Annotated in this window: 17 protein-coding genes; 5 read left to right on the top strand and 12 right to left on the bottom strand. The window is 64.1% G+C overall.

The genetic code is table 11. The annotated features are described in order from the left end of the window. The first annotated feature begins 136 nt into the window (after positions 1-136). Together ACFELO_RS10570 and ACFELO_RS10565 are read left to right on the top strand one after the other, a co-directional pair. Positions 137-1351 (top strand): acyl-CoA dehydrogenase family protein, encoded by a 1215-nt coding sequence (locus ACFELO_RS10570; protein ID WP_440957732.1) that lies wholly within the window; start codon positions 137-139, stop codon positions 1349-1351. Between the two features lie 138 nt (positions 1352-1489). Further along, on the top strand, positions 1490-1912 hold the full coding sequence (locus ACFELO_RS10565) for a hypothetical protein (RefSeq protein WP_440957731.1): 423 nt from the start codon (positions 1490-1492) through the stop codon (positions 1910-1912). On the opposite strand, the gene ACFELO_RS10560 is transcribed toward ACFELO_RS10565, so the two are convergent. Then, positions 1909-2487 carry a TetR/AcrR family transcriptional regulator gene (locus ACFELO_RS10560; protein ID WP_440957730.1) on the bottom strand — a complete coding sequence of 193 codons (579 nt, stop codon included), beginning with the start codon at positions 2485-2487 and terminating at the stop codon, positions 1909-1911. The genes ACFELO_RS10565 and ACFELO_RS10560 overlap by 4 nt on opposite strands. A 101-nt stretch (positions 2488-2588) precedes the next feature. Between ACFELO_RS10560 and ACFELO_RS10555 the strand changes: the two genes are divergently transcribed. Beyond that, on the top strand, positions 2589-3089 hold the full coding sequence (locus ACFELO_RS10555; RefSeq protein WP_440957729.1) for a DoxX family protein: 501 nt from the start codon (positions 2589-2591) through the stop codon (positions 3087-3089). 132 nt (positions 3090-3221) lie between these two features. On the opposite strand, the gene ACFELO_RS10550 is transcribed toward ACFELO_RS10555, so the two are convergent. The 7 genes from ACFELO_RS10550 to mutL form a co-directional block, all read right to left on the bottom strand. Continuing rightward, positions 3222-4280, bottom strand: coding sequence for a phosphotransferase (locus ACFELO_RS10550; RefSeq protein WP_440957728.1), 1059 nt, complete (start codon positions 4278-4280; stop codon positions 3222-3224). 94 nt (positions 4281-4374) lie between these two features. Next, positions 4375-4755, bottom strand: coding sequence for a hypothetical protein (locus tag ACFELO_RS10545; protein WP_440957727.1), 381 nt, complete (start codon positions 4753-4755; stop codon positions 4375-4377). Positions 4756-4760: 5 nt separating this feature from the next. Further along, positions 4761-6056 (bottom strand): amidohydrolase family protein, encoded by a 1296-nt coding sequence (locus ACFELO_RS10540; RefSeq protein WP_440957726.1) that lies wholly within the window; start codon positions 6054-6056, stop codon positions 4761-4763. 151 nt (positions 6057-6207) lie between these two features. Then, positions 6208-6744 carry a DUF3035 domain-containing protein gene (locus tag ACFELO_RS10535; protein WP_440957725.1) on the bottom strand — a complete coding sequence of 179 codons (537 nt, stop codon included), beginning with the start codon at positions 6742-6744 and terminating at the stop codon, positions 6208-6210. Positions 6745-6834: 90 nt separating this feature from the next. Further along, positions 6835-7335 (bottom strand): signal peptidase II, encoded by a 501-nt coding sequence (lspA, locus tag ACFELO_RS10530; protein ID WP_440959915.1) that lies wholly within the window; start codon positions 7333-7335, stop codon positions 6835-6837. Between the two features lie 118 nt (positions 7336-7453). After that, a complete protein-coding gene (locus ACFELO_RS10525) occupies positions 7454-10879 on the bottom strand; it encodes an Ig-like domain repeat protein (protein ID WP_440957724.1) in 3426 nt (1141 codons plus the stop codon). Positions 10880-11003: 124 nt separating this feature from the next. Then, entirely contained in the window at positions 11004-12920 is a 1917-nt protein-coding gene (gene mutL / locus ACFELO_RS10520) for a DNA mismatch repair endonuclease MutL (protein ID WP_440957723.1), read from the bottom strand. Between the two features lie 92 nt (positions 12921-13012). On the opposite strand from mutL, the gene ACFELO_RS10515 reads away from it, so the two are divergent. Both ACFELO_RS10515 and ACFELO_RS10510 read left to right on the top strand, forming a co-directional pair. Then, positions 13013-13273, top strand: coding sequence for a DUF2093 domain-containing protein (locus tag ACFELO_RS10515; protein ID WP_440957722.1), 261 nt, complete (start codon positions 13013-13015; stop codon positions 13271-13273). Positions 13274-13289: 16 nt separating this feature from the next. Continuing rightward, positions 13290-14156: a M23 family metallopeptidase gene (locus ACFELO_RS10510; RefSeq protein ID WP_440957721.1), complete on the top strand. Its 867-nt coding sequence runs from the start codon at positions 13290-13292 to the stop codon at positions 14154-14156. Positions 14157-14278: 122 nt separating this feature from the next. On the opposite strand, the gene ACFELO_RS10505 is transcribed toward ACFELO_RS10510, so the two are convergent. The 4 genes from ACFELO_RS10505 to ACFELO_RS10490 are packed head-to-tail and all read right to left on the bottom strand — an operon-like array spanning position 14279 to position 18224. Then, positions 14279-15193, bottom strand: coding sequence for a lysophospholipid acyltransferase family protein (locus tag ACFELO_RS10505; RefSeq protein ID WP_440957720.1), 915 nt, complete (start codon positions 15191-15193; stop codon positions 14279-14281). A 9-nt stretch (positions 15194-15202) separates the two neighbouring features. Beyond that, entirely contained in the window at positions 15203-16216 is a 1014-nt protein-coding gene (gene lpxK / locus ACFELO_RS10500; RefSeq protein ID WP_440959914.1) for a tetraacyldisaccharide 4'-kinase, read from the bottom strand. Then, positions 16213-17487 (bottom strand): 3-deoxy-D-manno-octulosonic acid transferase, encoded by a 1275-nt coding sequence (locus tag ACFELO_RS10495; RefSeq protein WP_440957719.1) that lies wholly within the window; start codon positions 17485-17487, stop codon positions 16213-16215. The genes lpxK and ACFELO_RS10495 overlap by 4 nt, the downstream gene beginning before the upstream one ends. Beyond that, positions 17484-18224, bottom strand: coding sequence for a lysophospholipid acyltransferase family protein (locus ACFELO_RS10490; RefSeq protein WP_440957718.1), 741 nt, complete (start codon positions 18222-18224; stop codon positions 17484-17486). The genes ACFELO_RS10495 and ACFELO_RS10490 overlap by 4 nt, the downstream gene beginning before the upstream one ends. Positions 18225-18334: the final 110 nt, after the last annotated feature.

The raw sequence follows: 18334 nt of genomic DNA, 5'->3' as shown, positions 1-18334 counted from the left end.
CGCCCTGCGGCGGGCGCCATTGTGACGCAGGGTTTTATGGCTGGATTTCTGCGCCGACATGTCCATAATTAGATAAGCTCTTAAGAACTGTTCGGCGGATCGTGTTCCGAACGCCGCCAAGGGGAGGCCAGACGCCATGAATTTTGAATACTCAGACCTGTGCAAAGACTATCTGGCGCGCGTTCGCGCCTTCATGGACGAGCACGTCTATCCCAATGAGCCGGTCTATGCCGCGCAGATGGCCGCCTTCGGCACCGACCGCTGGCAGGTCCCGGCCATCATCGAGGAGTTGAAGGCGAAGGCCAAGGCCGCCGGGCTGTGGAATCTCTTCCTGCCTGACAGTGAAGAAGGCGCCGGCCTGTCCAACTCCGATTATGCGCCGCTGTCTGAAGAGATGGGCCGCGTGCCGTGGGCCAGCGAAGTGTTCAACTGCGCCGCGCCCGACACCGGAAACATGGAAGTCTTCGTTCGCTACGGCACCGAAGAGCACAAGCAGAAATGGCTCAAGCCGCTGCTGGCGGGCGAGATCCGCTCCGCCTTCCTGATGACCGAGCCGGCCGTGGCCAGCGCCGACGCCACCAATATCGAATGCCGGATCGAGAAAGATGGCGACGAATACGTCATCAATGGCCGCAAATGGTGGAGCTCGGGCGCTGGTGATCCGCGTTGCAAGGTCTTCATCGTCATGGGCAAGACCAACCCCGACGCCGACACCCACTCCCAGCAGTCCATGGTCGTTGTCCCGGCGGACGCCGAGGGCATCACCATCGAGCGCTTCCTGCCGGTGTTCGGCTATGACGACGCCCCGCACGGCCATATGGAAATCAAGCTCGAGAATGTGCGCGTGCCCGCCTCGGCCATTCTTCTGGGCGAGGGCCGCGGCTTCGAGATCGCCCAAGGCCGGCTTGGCCCGGGCCGCATCCACCACTGCATGCGCACCATCGGCGCCGCCGAGCGCGCGCTGGAGCTGATGGTCAAGCGCCTGATGAGCCGGGAAGCCTTTGGCAAGCCGATCATCAAGCATTCGGTCTGGGAAGGCCGCATCGCCACCGCCCGCATCGAGATCGAGCAATGCCGTCTTCTGACGCTAAAAGCGGCCTGGATGATGGACACCGTGGGCAACAAGGTCGCCCGTGGCGAAATCGCCATGATCAAGGTGGCCGCCCCGCGCATGGCGCTGAAAGTCATCGATGACGCCATTCAGGCCCATGGCGGCTGCGGCGTCAGCAACGACACCCCGCTCGCCTATTCCTATGCCGGCATCCGCACCCTGCGCATGGCCGACGGCCCGGATGAAGTGCATGAGCGCACCATTTCCCGGCTTGAAGCCAAGAAGTGGCTGAACGGCTAGGCCCCTTTGAGACGAGCCCAAAGCCCCGGCGCGCTGCGCCGGGGCTTTTTTTATGCCTGCGTTGACGCGGACGCAGGGCGAAAGTGATCTGGAACGGGGGCTGAGCCGTATTCCAGTCAAGCCATCTGAGAGACGCTGATGTTTGAGTATCCCACGCCGTGGTTGTTCGCCGGTCTGGCCGCCTTGCTGGGCTTTGTGATGGGGGGCGCGGCCCTCTTGGCGCCGCGCTGGGCGCAGACCGTTGTCCGGCTCATGCCCGACCCGCGCTGGAAAGGCGGTTTCGCCGAGTTTCGCGCCAATTATGGCGGCGCGCTCTTGCTGCTGCATGGTGCGGTGATCCTGACAATCGTGATGAGCTTTCAGGCGGGCGCCGGGGCCGTGATGGGCTCGACCTTCGCGGCCAGCTGCTACTGGCTGGGCATGGTGATCGGGCGCGGCGTGTCTATGCTGGCCGATGGCGGGCAGGAGACGCGCACGCGCTATAATCTGATCGGGCTGGGCTTCGAGCTCGTCATGGCGGCCGCGCTGGGCGCGCCTTTCCTCAGCCATCTGGGGCGTTAGGCCCAGACCCGCGACAGGCCTTCGGCCAGCGCCCGCATGGACCAGTGGGCGGCATCAGAACGGGAGATGGCGTCCGCCGGTCGCTCGAGCGGCAATTGCGCCAGCCCATGCACCAGAGACCAGGCGGCGAGGGCGGCTTTCTGCCCGGTCTCGCTGTCAGGCTCGACCCGCGCGCATGCGCTGGCGATCTGATTGAGGCGGTCAAAGCACGCGGCGCTGGCGCTCTGATAAACGGGCGCGGTGCGGTCGAGCCCGGCGTCATCACTGAACATCAGCGCGTAGAGCGCCGGTTCGTCTTGCGCAAAATCAAGATAGGCCCGCCCCATGGCGCACAGGGTTTCAACCGGATCGCCCGCTTCGGGGCAATTGGCGAGCCGGGCGTTGAGCGCGTCAAAGCCGAGCGCGGCCACATGGGCGATCAGCTCGGACTTGCCCTTGAACCAGGTATAGGGCGCCGCCTCGCTGACCCCGGCCTGCCGCGCAACCGCGCGCAGGCTGAGCGTGACGCTCTCCCCGCTGCGGATCATGGCGTGGGCGGCTTCAATCAGCCGGGTTTTCAGGTCCTGGTCGCTCATTCTCGCTCTCCTGAGGCGCCCTCTCATAACACGAACTTGCGCCAGAAAGCTAACAGTGTTAGCTATGACTTAACGGTGTTAAGTTGCGCGGGAGGCGTGCCATGAAATTCCTGTTTCTGATGAGTGTGATCGCGCTGATCGCCTATATCCCGCAATGGATCTGGGAGGATCGCCGCAACTGGCGGCTGGCCCTGCGACGCGGCATGGGCGGCGGGTTCGTCTATACCGGGATCGATCATTTCGCGAACGGCGCCGCGCGCTATCAGCCGATGATCCCGGACTATCTCGCGCCCTATGACTTCCACCTGGTGGAGATCACGGGCGGGCTGGAGCTGTTGGCGGGGATTGCGCTGCTGCTGCCCACGCTCGTCTACCGGCGTCTGGGCCTGCCTGACCTCAGGCCGCTGGCGGGCGTCGGGTTGGCGATGATGCTGAGCGTGATGGTGATCGCCAACGCCCATGTGGCCGAAACCGGCGGCGCGGTGGCGGGGCTGGGCGGGGATGCGGCCTATTACGCGCTCAGACCGCTCTTCCAGCCCTTTATCGTGCTCTGGGCGCTGGTGGCGTCCGAAGCGGTCTGGCCGCGCTCACAGGCGGCGTGAGGGGCTATCCCATACCTGTCATCCCCCGCTGTATGCGGGGGATCCATGCCGGTTGTTTGGATCACAGGTCACGGCATGGATTCACCGGATAAACCGGTGAATGACAGTATGAGAGGGAAGGGAGAAGAGAGCCTAAGCCCCTTCGGCGATGCTCCAGGCGTAATCGGCCATCGGCTTGACGAGGGCGCCCATCTCTTTGGCCTTTTCATTGGAGGCATTGCCCTGCAGCGAGCGGGCATAGACGCCCTGTACGATGCTGGTCAGGCGGAAGATGTTGTAGGCGAAATAGAAGTCGAGCTTGGGGATGCCGTCCCGACCGGTCCGCTCGCAATAGGCTTTGACGTATTCGTCCTCGGTCGGGATGCCCATCGCCTTGAGATCCTGACCCAGGAAGCCGTTGCGGATGTCTTTGGGCGTGCGCCATTGCATCAGCTGATAGGTGAAGTCCGCCAGCGGATCGCCCAGCGTGGACAGTTCCCAGTCGAGCACAGCGATGACCTTGGGCTCGGTCGGGTGGAAGATCATGTTGTCGAGGCGGTAATCGCCATGCACGACGCTGGTGCGCTCTTGCGCCGGGGCGTGCTCGGGCAGCCATTCGATCAGCTTGTCCATGGACGGCACGGCTTCGGTTTCCGCCGCCTTGTACTGCTTGGACCAGCGGCCGATGGAACGCTCGAAATAATTGCCCGGCTTGCCGTAATCGCCCAGTCCCGCGGCCTCGTGGTCGATGGTGTGTAGCTGGGCGAGGGTGGCGTTGGACGCATCATAGATCGCGCCGCGCTGATCGGGGTTCAGATCGGGCAGATACGGGTCCCAGAAGATCCGGCCCTCAACGAAATCCATGATGTAGAAGGCGGTGCCGATGACGCTGTCATCCTCGCACAGGCCGAACATGTGCGGCGCGGGAAAGCCCTGCTCGCCCAAGGCCTTCATCACCCGGTATTCACGATCGACCGCGTGGGCGGACGGCAAGAGCTTGCCCGGCGGCTTGCGACGCAGCACATAGCGCGCGCCCGGCGTTGAGAGCTTGTAGGTGGGGTTGGATTGACCACCCTTGAACTGCTCGACACTCAGCGGACCCTTGAAGCCCTCCACATGCTCTTCCATCCAGCGCTCCAGCGCGGACTGGTCAAACTTCAGCGCATCAGCGACCGGCTTGGTGCCGGAGAAGGTATCGTCAAGTTGGGACATGGGCAGTCTCTAAAGGTTTTCGGGTCATTAGTTCAAAGTAGCTTTGACAAAGCCACAAGACCGTCCCCGGGGTGATGTGAGTGTATGAATGCGGTTAGTTCATAGACATGGACAAGCTGGCGGCGATCATCATTCCCAATACAGACCAGAGAGACAGGGCGAGCACTGATCCGCCTGTCCGCACCCAGCCGCGCTTGTCTGGAAACAGATTTGCCGGGGGCGAGTCCTTATTGATCTGAAGCCATTGCGCAGCAAGCGTCAGAAAACCTGCAAGGCCAGCGATTGTCAGCAGCCCTTTCAAGCTGATTTCTGGAAGGGCGGGGACGCCCAAGGCTGGGACTCCCTTTGCCAAGAGCATCCACGGAAAGGGCACGATCACCAGTGCGATCAGCGCCCCCACCAGTGGTCCGAACAGGTGAGTCAGAAACGGATGCTCTTCCATCCAGTCATGGAGCGCGGCAAGAGCAGCAGTCATAAGCCTTACTCTTCGTTCTTGTGCACCACGCCGCGGGCCATGACGAAGTCGATATCCATCAGTTCTTCGATGTTCTCCAGCGGATCGCCATTGGTGGCCACGATGTCGGCGGAGAAGCCCGGTGCGATGCGGCCGATCGTGTCTTCGAGCTGCACATGGCGGGCGCCCACGGTGGTGGCGGTGGCCAGCGCTTCCATCTCGGTCATGCCGGCTTGCGTGTAGAGCAGAAACTCGCGGGCATTGTCGCCATGGGCGGAAACGCCGGAATCGGTGCCGAAGGCGATGGTGACGCCGCCCTCATGGGCGCGGCGGACCATTTCGAGCATCAGCGGGCCGACCATGCGGGCCTTGGCGGCCTGGAACGGCGTCATCCAGCCCGCATCGGCCTGATTGGCCACCCATTCGCCCGCCATGGCGGTGGGTACGAGGATGGCGTCATTGTCACGGAACAGGCGGATGGAGTCGCGATCGAGATAGGTGCCGTGCTCAACCGAATCCCCGCCCGCACGCAGGAAGGCGTTGATGCCGGTCACGCCATGGGCATGGGCGGTCACCCGGCGGCCCATCATATGCGCAGCGCCCACAATGGCTTCGAGCTCTTCCTGGAAGAATTGTTGTTCAACGCCTGCGCCGGTGGAGGACAGAACCCCGCCCGTCGCGGTGATCTTGATGACGTCCGCGCCTTCCTGAACCAGCTGGCGCACGGCGCGCGCGCAATCATCCGCGCCATTACAGGCATAGGGGCTGCCATTGGCGCGCAGCACCTCGACGCTCCAGCCATTGGCGTCGCCATGTCCGCCCGTGGGCGTGACGGCGCCGCCGGCGATGCGCATGCGCGGGCCGGGGAAGTCACCTGCCTCGACACCCGCACGCAGGGCGCGCACGGCTTCCATGTCGCCGCCCACATCCTGAACCGTGGTGAAGCCCGCCATCAGGGTGCGGTGGCCATAGAGCACGCCGTCAACGGCGCGATCCGCGCTGCCTTCGGTGAAGGCGGCGATGCGGCGGCCGGGGCCTTGCTGGTTGGTGATGTGGACGTGGGCGTCAATGAAGCCGGGCATCACCCAGGCGTTTGACAGATCGACAATCTGTGCGCCCTCGGGGCTGACATAGCCGCTCTCGATGGCTTCGATGGCGTCACCGCGCACCAGGATCGACACTTCGCTGCGCACGCGCTCTTCACCCGGCGCGGCGATCAGATGGCCGGCATGAATGACGGTCAGCGGCTCGGCGTCCTGCGCCCGAGCGCTGGCGGGCCAGAGCGCGGCAAGCGCGCCCAGTGCGGCGATGGTGCGGATCATGTCTGTCTCTCCCCTTTTGCTCTTCAGAGCTTAACCGCAAAAGTGTCCGCCTCCGGGGCGAGTGTCAAACCTCTTGCGGCAGGAAAGGGGAGGCTGAATGCAAAAACGCCCGGCGCAGGGCCGGGCGTTTTCAGGTTTGTACGGCTGGGGCTTAAAGGCCCGGCAGCTTGCGACGCGTGCTGCGGCGACGTTCGATCTCGACTTCGCCGCCGCCGGTGACGGTCTCGATCGCGGCGCTTTCCTCTGCGGGGTCAATCGGCTCGCCGCCATGCTGGACGATGCGCTCATTGTCGCGCCAGAACAGGATGCGGTTGGCGAAGCTTTCATCCTTGCGGATCAGCGACGCGGATTCGCCGTCGATGATGGCGCGCACATTCGGGTTGGCGTCAGCCGCACCCGCACGCGACGCGAACAGGATTTCCGCATCGGTGGCGTTGGACGAGGACAGGTCGCCGAACAGGGCGCGGCGCGCCTGCTGGTCCTGGAACATGTCTTCGGCGCGCAGCTCGCCCGGACGCGGCGGGGTGAGGTTGTATTCCGGCGGCACCGACAGCGGCGCGATCGTGACGACGCGAAACTCGTCCGGTGTGGTCTTGTCCACGCCCAAAGCCTGACGGACGCCGGAATTACAGCCGGTCAACGCGAACAGGGCGGTGGCGGAAAGGATCAGTGCGGTGCGCATACGCATGGTCGAAAGCTCGCTTTCAGAGGCGGTTCTCACCGCTTGTATCAGACAGGCGCACGCTCTGGCCAGAGGCCGGGCGCCGCTCGAAACCGTTCAGCGGTCCCCGTTCAGGACGAGATCAAGGACCAGGACCGCGACGCCCACGCAAATGCCGGCGTCGGCGACGTTGAACACATAGGGGAAGTAAAGCCCCGAGAAGTCCAGAAAGTCGACCACCGCGCCGTACAGGAAGCGGTCAATGACATTGCCGATGGCGCCGCCAATGATCAGGCCGAACGCCAGCGCCTGAAGCCGGCGCGTGGTCTGGAACATCCACACCACCAGCACGCCGGCGATGGCGAGCGACACGCCCGCCAGAAGATAGCGCTGGGCGGGGGTGTCGGCCTGGAACATGCCGAAGCTGACACCGTGATTCCAGACCATGGACAGGTTGAACCAGGGGGCGAGCACTTCGACCTGCTGGGGGTCGCGCCCATCAAGATCAAGCCCGTTCAGGATCCAGAATTTGCTGGCCTGGTCGGCGATCAGCACAAGGACGGCGGTGATGAAGCCAAAGATCGTGAACGATCCGGCGGGGCGTTTCCGCGCGAACATTCGCTGCATGATCAAGTCCCTGCATTCCCTATTTGAACAGGCTTAGCAGGGCCCGCCCCGCCCGGTCCAGTGAAAGCGCCGCAATCTGGCTGCGACAGAGTGGGGGCGCGGGCGAGCATCAGCGCGGATTGTCGGATCCGAAATCGGTCAGGCCGCCGCTGCGCGTCACCGCGAAACGGCGCATGCGCACTTCATCTTCGAACTGATCGGCCTGGGCCCGGACGCGGAAACGAATGTCAGCGCGCAGGAAGCCGCCACAGTCCACCAGATCATTGGACGCAATGACAAACTCGTTCCGGCCCACGCGATAGGGCCGGATCAGCAGCGAGCAGTCCGTGAAATCGCCTGTGTAGCCCTCTGTGGTGGCGTTCATCAAAGCGAGGTCGATGCTGTCCGGCGCCCCGGTGATCCCTGAGATGCGGAACACGTTCTGGGTCGAAACCGTATGATCGCCGGTCCATTCAAACGGGCCGAACACGATCTCCGCCATGCCGTCCGCAATCGGTGTCGGGGCAAGGGCGTCCCGATCATCCAGATCAAAGCCGAAATCGGTGAGATCGCCATGCGCCCCGACGGCGAGACGGCGCAATGCTGGCGGGGCGCTGCGCTGGTTGGCGGTCGCATAGGTGACCCGGAATTGCAGATCAGCGCGCCCGAATGCGTCACAGGCGGCGAGGGCCTGCGAGGTGAGGACATAGTCAAACGCGCCGGTGTTTGCGACGCTGACCGGGATGTCGCAATCGGTCCAATCCTCATCCTGCAGTGCGCGCAAGGTGATGGAGACCGGAGCGCCGCCGTTCAGACCCGCAAGGCGGAACAGGTTCGAGGTGGGGGCGTTGGCGTCCCCGGTCCATTCAAATGCCGGATAGACGGCCAGTGTCAGCCCGCCCAACTGGGACGTCAGCTCCGGGCTGCGGGCCGGGGTGAAGTCCGCACTGAAGTCGCTGACAGCATTTTCGGTTGTCGTGATCAAACGCGCGGCCGACGTGTAGGGCTGTATCCACGGGTCCGGTGCGCTGAGGCGGACGGTCAGGTCCGCGCGGCCAAAATCCCCGCACGCCGCCAGCATGGCGGGCGACAGCAGGAAATGGGTCTCATCCCGGCTGGCGGGGGTGCGGTGGATCGTGCAGTCGGTGAATGCGCCTGCAAAACCGGCGTTGGACGCATTGGCGAAAGCGAGATCGATCTGACGGACGCCGCTGACATTGCTGAACAGGATCTGATGCTGTCGGCTCTGGCCGTTTTCCACCCATTCAAACGGGCCGAATTCCAGTTGCAGGGCCTGACGCGAATCAAACGCGAGCGGTGCGCTTGCGTGGTCAGACCCCATATCGGTCAGATGGCCGTGCGGGCTGATCTTGAAGCGGCTCAGCGTGCTGGTCTCCATGTCGTCCGCATGCGCGAAGGTGATCAGCATTTGCGCTTGCTGATAGGTCTGAGGGTTGCATTGCGCCGGAATGTCCTGGGAGAGGATCAGGTATTCCGAGCCGTTATAGCGCTGGGGCACAATGTCGACCGCGCAGGTTTCAACCTCGTTCAGCCGGTGCTGCGTGCTCTCGTACGTGATGGCGACGGGGGCGCCATGGGACAGGCCGCTCAGGCGGTAGATGTCGCGGAAGGGATGTTCCGTCGTTCCTGCACCCGCCCAGTCAAACGGGCCGAAGCGACGTTGATTGGGAGCAAGCACGTCGATGAATTCCGGTGTTCCGGCCAGCACATCGCGCGTAGTGGCTTCATTGTTCTGAGTGTCCCTCGCCGTGGCGACCAGGCGGTAGCGTCCAGGCGCAAGCGTATTGAGCGGAAAGCCGTAAGCGCCATGCGCCGTTGCTACGCCTCCCAGGGAGATATTGCCGGACTCCGCGTTCGGTAAGGTCTCGCTTTCCAGGCTCAGTTGGATCCAGCCCAGGCCCCGCTCATCCCCGTCTTGCAAGGCATAGGTCACTACCAGCTCGCCAGAGGGATCATTGGTGAAAATCCGGTCCGAGGCTGCGCCAAGCGCGGTGAAAACCGGGCCGACAGGCCCGCCTGTCACGGTCAGGCGTTCATTGGCGGACCCGACTTCGGTGTTGCCGGCGGCGTCCTTGAGCTCATAACGCAGGAAGTATTCCCCGGCTGGCAAGGAGGCGGGCAGGCTGATCCGGGTCTGGCTGTCCAGACGCGATTCACGGGTGAACCGAAGCGGGGTGATCGCGTAGGTCCGGCTTGCATCGTTGACGTCGCGCAGGGTGAGACTGAGTTCGCGCAGGCCAGCCGTGCCCGGATCCCGCAGCGAATAATTGAGCGATGCAGGCGTTACAGTGGGGCTGGTCTCGATCTGATTGGGCGTCAGGGTCAGCGAATTGACATACGGGTTCTGCGTGTCGTCACTCGTGATCTCGATGCTGTCGAGATTTTCCGCATAGGTCTCATTGCCGGCATCGTCGTATAGCCGAACCGCCAGAGTGTAGCGTCCGGCATTCAGATCAAACGCGTTCGTAAGGGAATGAGAGCCGGAAACGCTGAGGGTCGGAGAGTCAAATGCAATGGTCCGCGTTTGGCGATCGGACGCGTCCTCTTGATTGACGAGGATGTAGTCAACTTTAGAAACCCCTATGCCAACATCAGAAAACTCATAAAGCACGATAAATGGAGGAGGGGTGTATTTCTCGCCCAGATCTATGGATTCGTCTCTGAACGAGACGGATTCAATGACGGGCGGCGTGTCTTCATCTCTGAAATTGGTAACGTCCAGAGTTCGGCTTTCAGTAGAAGAGAGGCCCGATGCGTCTGTGACAGTGAAGACGACCTCATGCTCACCATCGCTCAAGGTTTGCGGGAGGTTGATCCCCGTACTCAGATAACCGCCGGGAGGGGGACCAGAAGACCTGGCCATATCATCGGGCAGGACATGGGACACGCGTGAGCCGGTGCTGACCCCATCCTTGAATAATTCGACCGTCAGGGACACGAGTCCGGAGCGGTTATTGTCAAGCATTCGAACATGATAGCCATGTGATCCTGGGTGGTAGGTGACATTGGTGTCTTCAATGGTCCCATAGATGCCTGAAAAGCTCGGCGGCGTGTTCCAGGGGCCGTCACCGCCTCTGAAGAGCGTGACCGTGCCCGGCGTGGCGATATCGAGTTGACTATCAATGACCTTTATTCGTTCAAACCGATAGACCGTGACTGCCAGGTCGTATTCGCCAGGCGGCAGAAGGGCGGGCACTTCAAGCTCCAGTGTGCCTGTGGCCCGAAGGGGGTGGTCAGCAAACCACGCGCTTCCTGACACCACTCTGAAATCGAAATCGATTAGCTCACCCTCATCGTTAAGGGGGTGAACAACGAGCATTTCCAGACCCGGATTATCCTCTGACACATCTTCAATGTCGTAATCGATCAGGATGGTCGGCGGCGTGCCGCTCAGATCAATGCTGGTGTTCCGCACATTCATCTGGTGGATGACAATCGTTTCGTCGCCCGAACCACCCTGCGCCAGCGCGGGCGTAAATCCAGCAAGCAGCGCGCAAAAAAGCGCCAGAACAAGCATTGTGCGAAAATGATGCACGATTTCCCCCGTCACGGTCCCTCGCTCTGCTTATGCAAAATGAGGACCCGGCGGGCAAGGTGCGAAACCTTTTGTTAGGAAATAAATTGATGCACGCGTTCAATGGCTTGCGCGTTCACCACTCCTAACGCCGCCCGAACAGGCGTTCGATGTCGGCCAGTTTGAGCTCCACATAGGTGGGGCGGCCATGATTGCACTGGCCCGAATGGGGCGTGGCTTCCATCTCGCGCAAGAGGGCGTTCATTTCATCGCCCGTCAGGCGTCGACCCGAGCGCACCGAGCCGTGGCAGGCCATGGTGCCCACCACCTCTTCGAGCTTTTCCTTCAGCGACAGCGCTTCGTCATATTCGGCGATCTCGTCAGCCAGATCGCGGATCAGGCCCTGTACATCGAGACGTTTGAGAAGGGCGGGGGTTTCACGCACAGCCAGCGCGCCGGGGCCGAACGGTTCGATCACAAGGCCCAGCTCGGCGAGCTGGTCGGCGCGGTCGAGCACGCGGCGCGCCTCGGCCTCATCAAGCTCGACGATTTCAGGCACCAGCAAGGCTTGTCGCGCCACGCCCGTATCTGCGAGCTGTTTCTTCATGCGCTCATAGACCAGACGCTCATGGGCAGCGTGCTGATCGACAATGACGAGCCCGTCCTCGGTCTGGGCGATCACATAGGTGGCGTGCACCTGCGCGCGGGCGACGCCCAGCGGATAGTCCGGCGTATGCGCTTCGGGCGCAGAGGCGCCGTCCGCCGGTTCGCCGCCATAGGACGGCTCGGTGCGGGCGGACATGCCCGGCGCGAGATCGCCGCGCCCATATTGGGACGGCCCGGATTGGGATTCGCCATAGCCATAGCCCGAGGTCTCGTGATGCTCGCTGAGCTGGTTTTCCCAGGCCGGGGAGGGCCGGTTCGTCCAGCCGCTGGAGATCGAGCTGCCACGGGTCAGGGGAAGGGCGTGGGTCGGCGCGCCTTCGGGGCGGGCGCGGCCAAGCGCATAGCCGGCGACGGTGGTGGAGGCGCGATGTCCCGCCCCCGCCAGCGCATGACGCAGCGCGCCCACGATCAGACCGCGCACCAGCCCGGAATCGCGAAAGCGCACCTCGGCCTTGGCGGGATGGACGTTCACATCCACATGGCTCGAGGGCAGGTCCACATAGAGCGCGACGACCGGGTGCCGGTCGCGGGCGAGAAAATCCTGATAGGCGCCGCGCACCGCGCCGACGATCAGCTTGTCTTTGACCGGGCGGCCATTGACGAACAGGAACTGGTGCTGGTTCGAACCGCGATTATAGGTGGGCAGGCTGGCGAGCCCCGTCAGGTGCACGCCCTCGCGCTCCTGATCGATGACGAGCGCGTTCTCGCCAAAGTCTGCGCCCAGAATGGACGACAGGCGCCCGCGCCGCGCTTCATCGCGATCCTGTGTGCTCTCGGCAGGCGCGGAGACGCGCGCGCGGCCATCGACGGTCAGGAAGAAGCCCACATCGGGACGCGCCAGAGCGAGACGCTTGATCACATCGGCGACGGCGGTGCTTTCCGCGCGCTCGGATTTGAGAAATTTGAGCCGCGCAGGCGTGGCGTAGAACAGATCACACACTTCCACCCGCGTGCCGCGACGGCCCAGCGAGGGGGCGGGACGGGGACCGGATTTAGTTCCGCCCTCGACGGATAACTCCCACGCGCCGCCCAGTTCTTCATCCTGAGTGGTGATGTTGAGGCGCGCGACCGAGCCGATGGAGGGCAGGGCCTCGCCGCGAAAGCCCATGGAATGGATGTTCAGAAGATCATCCTGACCGTCCTCGCCCACGGGCAGCTTGGACGTGGCGTGCCGCTCGATGGCGGTTTCCAGCCCTTCGGCATCCATGCCCGAGCCGTCATCCTCGATGACGATGCGGGTCAGCCCGCCGCCCTCGATACGGATGTCGATGCGTTGCGCGCCCGCATCGAGCGCGTTTTCCACCAGCTCCTTGACGGCGCTGGCGGGGCGCTCGACCACTTCGCCGGCGGCGATGCGGTTGACGGTTTCGGGTGACAGGCGGCGGATCAGGGTCATGAAACCAAACTCGCGAGCGGGTGTGAGTCGGTCAAGGCGCAGCGCTGTTTGCCGTCTTCCGCTTTCCAAGGCTCTCGTGATAGGAAAGCATCATGACCGATACTGATTTGCCCTCCTTTGATCGTGATTTCGCGGGCGAAGCCACGCTGGAATTCGGCGATGCCGATTTCATGATCCTCAAGCCCGGCGCGTATGTGAAATGCGCGGTGACGGGTGAGAAAATCTCGCTGAACAATCTGCGTTACTGGTCCGCCGAGCTGCAGGAAGCGTATCTTGACGCCAACGCAGCCACCGCGCGCTGGCGCGAGGTCTATCAGGGCCCCGGCTCCGCCAAGCAGCAAAAACCCGGATAGGGATAGGATAGCTCTCATGGTTCTGATCGCCGCGCTCGCCCTTGTTCAATCCGTCGCTGCTGCGCCGGAGGGCGCGGCTGATCCCATGGCCGCCCTGATCGCGGAGACGGCGCCCGCCGCTGCGCCGATCAACTGCGCCGGAACCCATCGCCAGGGCGCGATGATCGTGTGCCGGACACGACCGGGCGCCAGCGTCACGCTTGGCGACATTACGGTTGAAGCCGATGATGAAGGCTGGGTCGTGCTGGGCCATGACCGGGACGCCGAAGCCCAAACCACGCTCACCGTGGCTCTGCCCGATGGCCGCTATGAAGAGACAATCAGCGTCCAGCAGCGCGAGTATGACATCCAGCGCATCGAGGGCGTGCCGCAGGAATATGTCACCCCGCCTGAAGAGGTGCTCGAACGCATCCGCGCCGAGGGCCGGGAAAAGCGCAACGCCTATACCTCGCGCTGGACGGGGGAGGGCTTCGCCAGCGCCTTCATCATGCCGGTCGAAGGCCGTTTGACGGGCGTCTATGGCAGCCAGCGCTTTTATAATGGCGAACCGCGCCGGCCCCACTATGGCATCGATATCGCGGCGCCGGGCGGCACGCCGGTCGTCGCGCCCGCCGCGGGCGTCGTGACGCTGGCCGATCCTGACATGTATTATGAAGGCGGGCTGATCTTCGTCGATCACGGCCAAGGCCTGACCAGCGCCTTCCTGCATCTGGGCGCTGTGAACGTGGAAGTCGGTCAGCAAGTCGCCCAGGGCGAGGTGATTGGCGAGGTCGGCTCAGGCGGTCGCTCCACCGGGGCGCATCTGGACTGGCGCATCAAATGGCACAATCGCTATATCGACCCCGCCGAAGCGCTCGAGGTTGACCCGAGCGGCTTGCGGTAAATCGCTGAAACCCCGGCCAAGCGCAGCGCAGAGCCGGGGCCTCCATCAGGATGAGGCGCTTAACGTGGAGGGAGGTCCCGGGTCTTCGCTCCGCTCGCCCGGGAATTCAGGCTGTTGGGGGCTTACCCCTCCGCCTTCGCCTGCTTGTAGAGCGGCTTCTCGAACCGGCGGTGCACCCAGAACCATTGGCTGGGAGCTTCGCGGATGCGGTCTTCGATGAAGCGGTTGATGGTGGTGACGGTCTCAAGGATGGCGTCGGCGCCCTGACCGTCAGGCTTGGCCAGCGGCTCGTAGATCGTCACCTTGAAGCGGGCGCCATCCTTGCGCCGGATCGACATGGGCACCAGCGGGCAGTCATAGCGCAACGCCATGCGGGCGGGGCCGGGCGCGGTCATCGCCATACGGCCGAAGAAGGGCGCGGCGATGCCGTCATTCATCTTCTGATCGTTCATCAGCGCAACCGAGGCGCCCGATTTCAGCGCCTGCATCAATTCCTTGGCGCCATGCCCGCCCTTGGGGGCGAGGATGTTGATGCCATAGGCCTTGCGCTGGTCGATGATGCGTTGGTCGATCAAGGGGTTGTTGGCGTGGCGATAGGTGATCCGGCAATCCTTGAGGTGACGCACGATCACCGCTGCCATCAATTCCCAGTTCGCAAAATGCCCGCCGATCAGCACCGCGGGCTGACCCTGACGGTCAAGCTCGGCCAGGATCTCCTCGCCTTCGACTTCGATCTGGTCGCTGGTCGGGCTGAAATCAAAGCGGTGGGTGTTCGGAAACTCGCCGACCAGCCGTCCGAAATTATCCCACATGGCGTCCAGAAGCCCATCGAGCTCCCGCTCGGACGCTTCGGGGAAGGCGATCTGCATGTTCACCCGCGCGACGTGATGGACGGACACTTTCGGGCCCAGCGTACGCAGAAGCTTCGCGCCATAATTAGAGGCGCGCTCCAGCCCCATGGAGCGGAACAGGCCCTGATAGGCGTCCCAGCCGAGCGCTTCGGCGCGGAAGCTGATGGATTTCATGAGATCTGACATGGCACTGACTTAAGGTCTGGCGGCGAAGGAATCCATCGCCTGATCCAGAAGGGCGTCCAGCCGGGCTTCCTCGCGGAAGACGGCGCGCACGGGCCAGGCGGTGACCGAGCCCTTCACCCCGCCGGGCAGACGCACATGGTCCTTCTCGGTGGTGATGAGGGTGGCGTTATGGCTTTCAGCAAGATCGGCAAGGCTGTCGATCTCGCCGCGGGTGAAGGCGTGATGGTCGGGAAAGCTCGCGGTGTCCGCCAAAGTCCCGCCCGCGGCTTCCAGCGCGTCATAGAATTTCTGCGGGCGGCCAATGCCCGCAAACGCCAGTAGCGGCCCCGACGGCGGGGCGGCTTCAGGCGCGAGCCAGGCGGTGAGCACCGGGATCTCGAGATCTGAGAGCTGGAGCTTTTCAAGGTCGGGCGTGAAATCCGCGCTGGGGCACATCACGATCACCGCGTCCGCGCGCGCAAGCCCGTCCTTCACCGGTTCGCGCAACGGGCCGGCCGGAAAGATCGTGCCCGGCCCCCAGCCCGATACGGCGTCCACGACGACGATGGAGAGCGTCTTTTCAAGGCTGGGGTTCTGGTGCCCGTCATCCATGATGATGACATCGGCGCCTTCATCGGCGGCCAGTTTCGCGCCTTCGGGGCGATGGCGGGAGACATAGACCGGCGCGAGGCGCGACAGCAAAAGCGGCTCATCGCCCACATCGGCGACGGAATGAAGCTTGGGATCAACCCGGACCGGACCTGCGAGCTTGCCGCCCCAGCCCCGGCTGAGGCCTGCGGCCTTGAGCCCCTTCTGGTGCGCGGCGCGCATCAGGGCGGCGGTGACGGGCGTCTTGCCCACCCCGCCCACGGTGAGATTGCCCACGCAGATGACGGGCGCCGGCGCAGGGGCAGGCGTGGTGGTGCGGATGCGGCGCGCCCCGGCCCAGGCGTAGATCGCCCCCAGCGGCGACAGGAGGGCGCGCGTCAGAGCCGCCGAACTGCGCGGCGCTGTATCATCCCAGAAAGGCGGGGCTCGCATCAGGGCCGTCCTTGGTCGAGAAGCCGGTTCAGGTGAGACAGGGTGAGGGGCAAGGCCCCGCCCGGCAAGGCGTTTAACGCCGCAAGCGCATCGCGGACATGCAAGGCGCGGCCCTGCCAGCAGGTGACGACATCCCGGGCAAGGCTTTCGGCGGTCTCTGCAATCAGGCGCGCTTCATGGGCGTCATAGACGCCATAGACATCGGAAAAACTGTCCACATGAGGCCCGGTGATGACCAGAGCGCCTGCGCGGCTCGCCTCGATCGGGTTATGTCCGCCAATGCCGGGCTTGAAGCTGCCCGCAATCACCGCCACCGGGCACAACCCATACCACAGCGCCATCTCGCCCAGCGTGTCGGCCAGCCAGACCGGCTTGCCGTCCGGCGTTTCGCGCTGTGAGCGGCGGGCTTGGGGCAAGCCGTGTTCGTTCAGAACCGCCGCTACCGCTTCGGCGCGCTCGGGATGGCGCGGCGCGAGGATCATCAGGGCGTCCGGTCGGGATTTCAGGATCTCGACATGGGCCGCTGCGATCAGGGCTTCCTCGCCCTCATGGGTGCTGGCCGCGACAAAGACCGGGCGCTCGCCAATGGCGTCCTGCGCCGCTTTCAAGGCTTCCGGATCGGGCGCGGGCAGGCCGCATTCCAGCTTGAGATTGCCCGCTTTCTCGACGGGGCAGCCGATCAGGCGTGACAACCCGTCCGCCGTGCGCTGGTCCGCGGCGCCAATCCAGTCAAACGCGCCCAGAAGGGTTTTCGCGCTGCCGGGCCAGCGGGCCCAGCCCTCTAGCGATTTGCGGTTCATCCGCGCATTCATTAGCGCTAGCGGCACGCCGCGCGCCTTGGCGGCGAGGATCAGGTTCGGCCACAGCTCGCTTTCAGTGAAGACGGCGAGATCAGGCCGCCAGTGATCCAGAAAGGCGTTCACCCAGTCTGGCGCATCTACAGGTGGAAACTGGTGGATCAGGCGATCCAGCCCGCGCCGCGCAATCAGGCTGGCCGAGGTGAGGGTGCCTGATGTGATCAGCACATGGGCGTTTTCATGCCGGGCGAGCAGCGCTTCGGCGACCGTCAGCGCCATCTGGCTTTCCCCGACGCTGGCGGCGTGAATCCAGATGAGCTGGCCTTGAGGGCGCAGTATTTGCGCGTCGCCCCGGCGTTCATTCAGGCGGGCCGGGTCTTCCTTGCCATCGCGGGCGCGCTTGTTCAGAAGCCAGCCCGCGGCGGGTTTCAGCGCGCTTGCGGCCAGACGATAGAGCGACAGGCCCGGCGCGCTCATGCCGCGTCCTTCTGGTCGTCCGGCTTCGGCGCGGCGGTGATGGCTTCCCCGCGGCAGGCGAGATCGGCTTCCATATTCGCCGTGATCATGCGCGCTTCCAGCGTGGCGCGGGCGGTTTCGAGCGCGGCCTTGTCAGCGTCCTTAGGGATCAGGACCGGCTCGGTCCAGACGATGACGCCCTTGCCAAAGGGCAGCGGCAGCATGAAGCGGTCCCAACTCTTGAACAGGATGGCGTTCGAGGTGGACCAACCCAGCCCCAGAAGCGGGGCGCCCGTGGCGCGGCCGAGCTTGATGGCGCCCAGCCCGGCGCGCATGCGCGGGCCGCGCGGACCGTCCGGCGTCAGCGCCATGCAGCCGCCGCCCTCGACCCAGCGAACCATTTCCCGAAAGGCGCTGAGCCCGCCTTTTTCCTTGGTCTTGTTCTTGTTGCGTGAGGAGCCGCGCACCACGCCGACCTTGTGATGCCGGGCGACCTTGGTCACTACATCGCCTTCGCGCGAGCGCGAGATCAGGATGGCGGGCGGCTGCACGCGTTTGGGCCAGGCCGCGATGGTCATCAGGATGCGGCCATGCCAGACGCAGCCGATCACCCCGTCGCCGCTGTCCCAGACCGGCTGGGCGTGCTCGAGCCCGCGCACGTCCCAGCGTGTGGTGGCTTTGACAAGGCTCATATAGCCCGCCAGCAGGGCGGCGATCAGCGCCTGAACCGGCGCGGAAGAGACAATGGACTTCAACATGGTCTTCGCTGGATCGCCGCCCCGGGGCGATCCGTCAAGCATTCCGTGCGCGTCAATCGCACGCGCGAAGCCATTGCAAGCCGCGCTCAAGCGCCTTACTTCAGCCCGCC

Origin of the sequence: Oceanicaulis sp. LC35 (genome assembly GCF_052055585.1) — a bacterium.
Taxonomy (GTDB): Bacteria; Pseudomonadota; Alphaproteobacteria; order Caulobacterales; family Maricaulaceae; genus Oceanicaulis.
Note: the sequence above shows the minus strand (reverse complement) of the source record. Positions and strands in the feature narration are given on the sequence as shown.

Excerpts from the sequence above, each read along its gene's own strand:
- ACFELO_RS10570 (WP_440957732.1), top strand. The coding sequence starts at position 137 with ATGAATTTTGAATACTCAGACCTGTGCAAAGACTATCTGGCGCGCGTT.
- ACFELO_RS10565 (WP_440957731.1), top strand. The coding sequence starts at position 1,490 with ATGTTTGAGTATCCCACGCCGTGGTTGTTCGCCGGTCTGGCCGCCTTG.
- ACFELO_RS10560 (WP_440957730.1), bottom strand. The coding sequence starts at position 2,487 with ATGAGCGACCAGGACCTGAAAACCCGGCTGATTGAAGCCGCCCACGCC.
- ACFELO_RS10555 (WP_440957729.1), top strand. The coding sequence starts at position 2,589 with ATGAAATTCCTGTTTCTGATGAGTGTGATCGCGCTGATCGCCTATATC.
- ACFELO_RS10550 (WP_440957728.1), bottom strand. The coding sequence starts at position 4,280 with ATGTCCCAACTTGACGATACCTTCTCCGGCACCAAGCCGGTCGCTGAT.
- ACFELO_RS10545 (WP_440957727.1), bottom strand. The coding sequence starts at position 4,755 with ATGACTGCTGCTCTTGCCGCGCTCCATGACTGGATGGAAGAGCATCCG.
- ACFELO_RS10540 (WP_440957726.1), bottom strand. The coding sequence starts at position 6,056 with ATGATCCGCACCATCGCCGCACTGGGCGCGCTTGCCGCGCTCTGGCCC.
- ACFELO_RS10535 (WP_440957725.1), bottom strand. The coding sequence starts at position 6,744 with ATGCGTATGCGCACCGCACTGATCCTTTCCGCCACCGCCCTGTTCGCG.
- lspA (WP_440959915.1), bottom strand. The coding sequence starts at position 7,335 with ATGTTCGCGCGGAAACGCCCCGCCGGATCGTTCACGATCTTTGGCTTC.
- mutL (WP_440957723.1), bottom strand. The coding sequence starts at position 12,920 with ATGACCCTGATCCGCCGCCTGTCACCCGAAACCGTCAACCGCATCGCC.
- ACFELO_RS10515 (WP_440957722.1), top strand. The coding sequence starts at position 13,013 with ATGACCGATACTGATTTGCCCTCCTTTGATCGTGATTTCGCGGGCGAA.
- ACFELO_RS10510 (WP_440957721.1), top strand. The coding sequence starts at position 13,290 with ATGGTTCTGATCGCCGCGCTCGCCCTTGTTCAATCCGTCGCTGCTGCG.
- ACFELO_RS10505 (WP_440957720.1), bottom strand. The coding sequence starts at position 15,193 with ATGTCAGATCTCATGAAATCCATCAGCTTCCGCGCCGAAGCGCTCGGC.
- ACFELO_RS10495 (WP_440957719.1), bottom strand. The coding sequence starts at position 17,487 with ATGAGCGCGCCGGGCCTGTCGCTCTATCGTCTGGCCGCAAGCGCGCTG.
- ACFELO_RS10490 (WP_440957718.1), bottom strand. The coding sequence starts at position 18,224 with ATGTTGAAGTCCATTGTCTCTTCCGCGCCGGTTCAGGCGCTGATCGCC.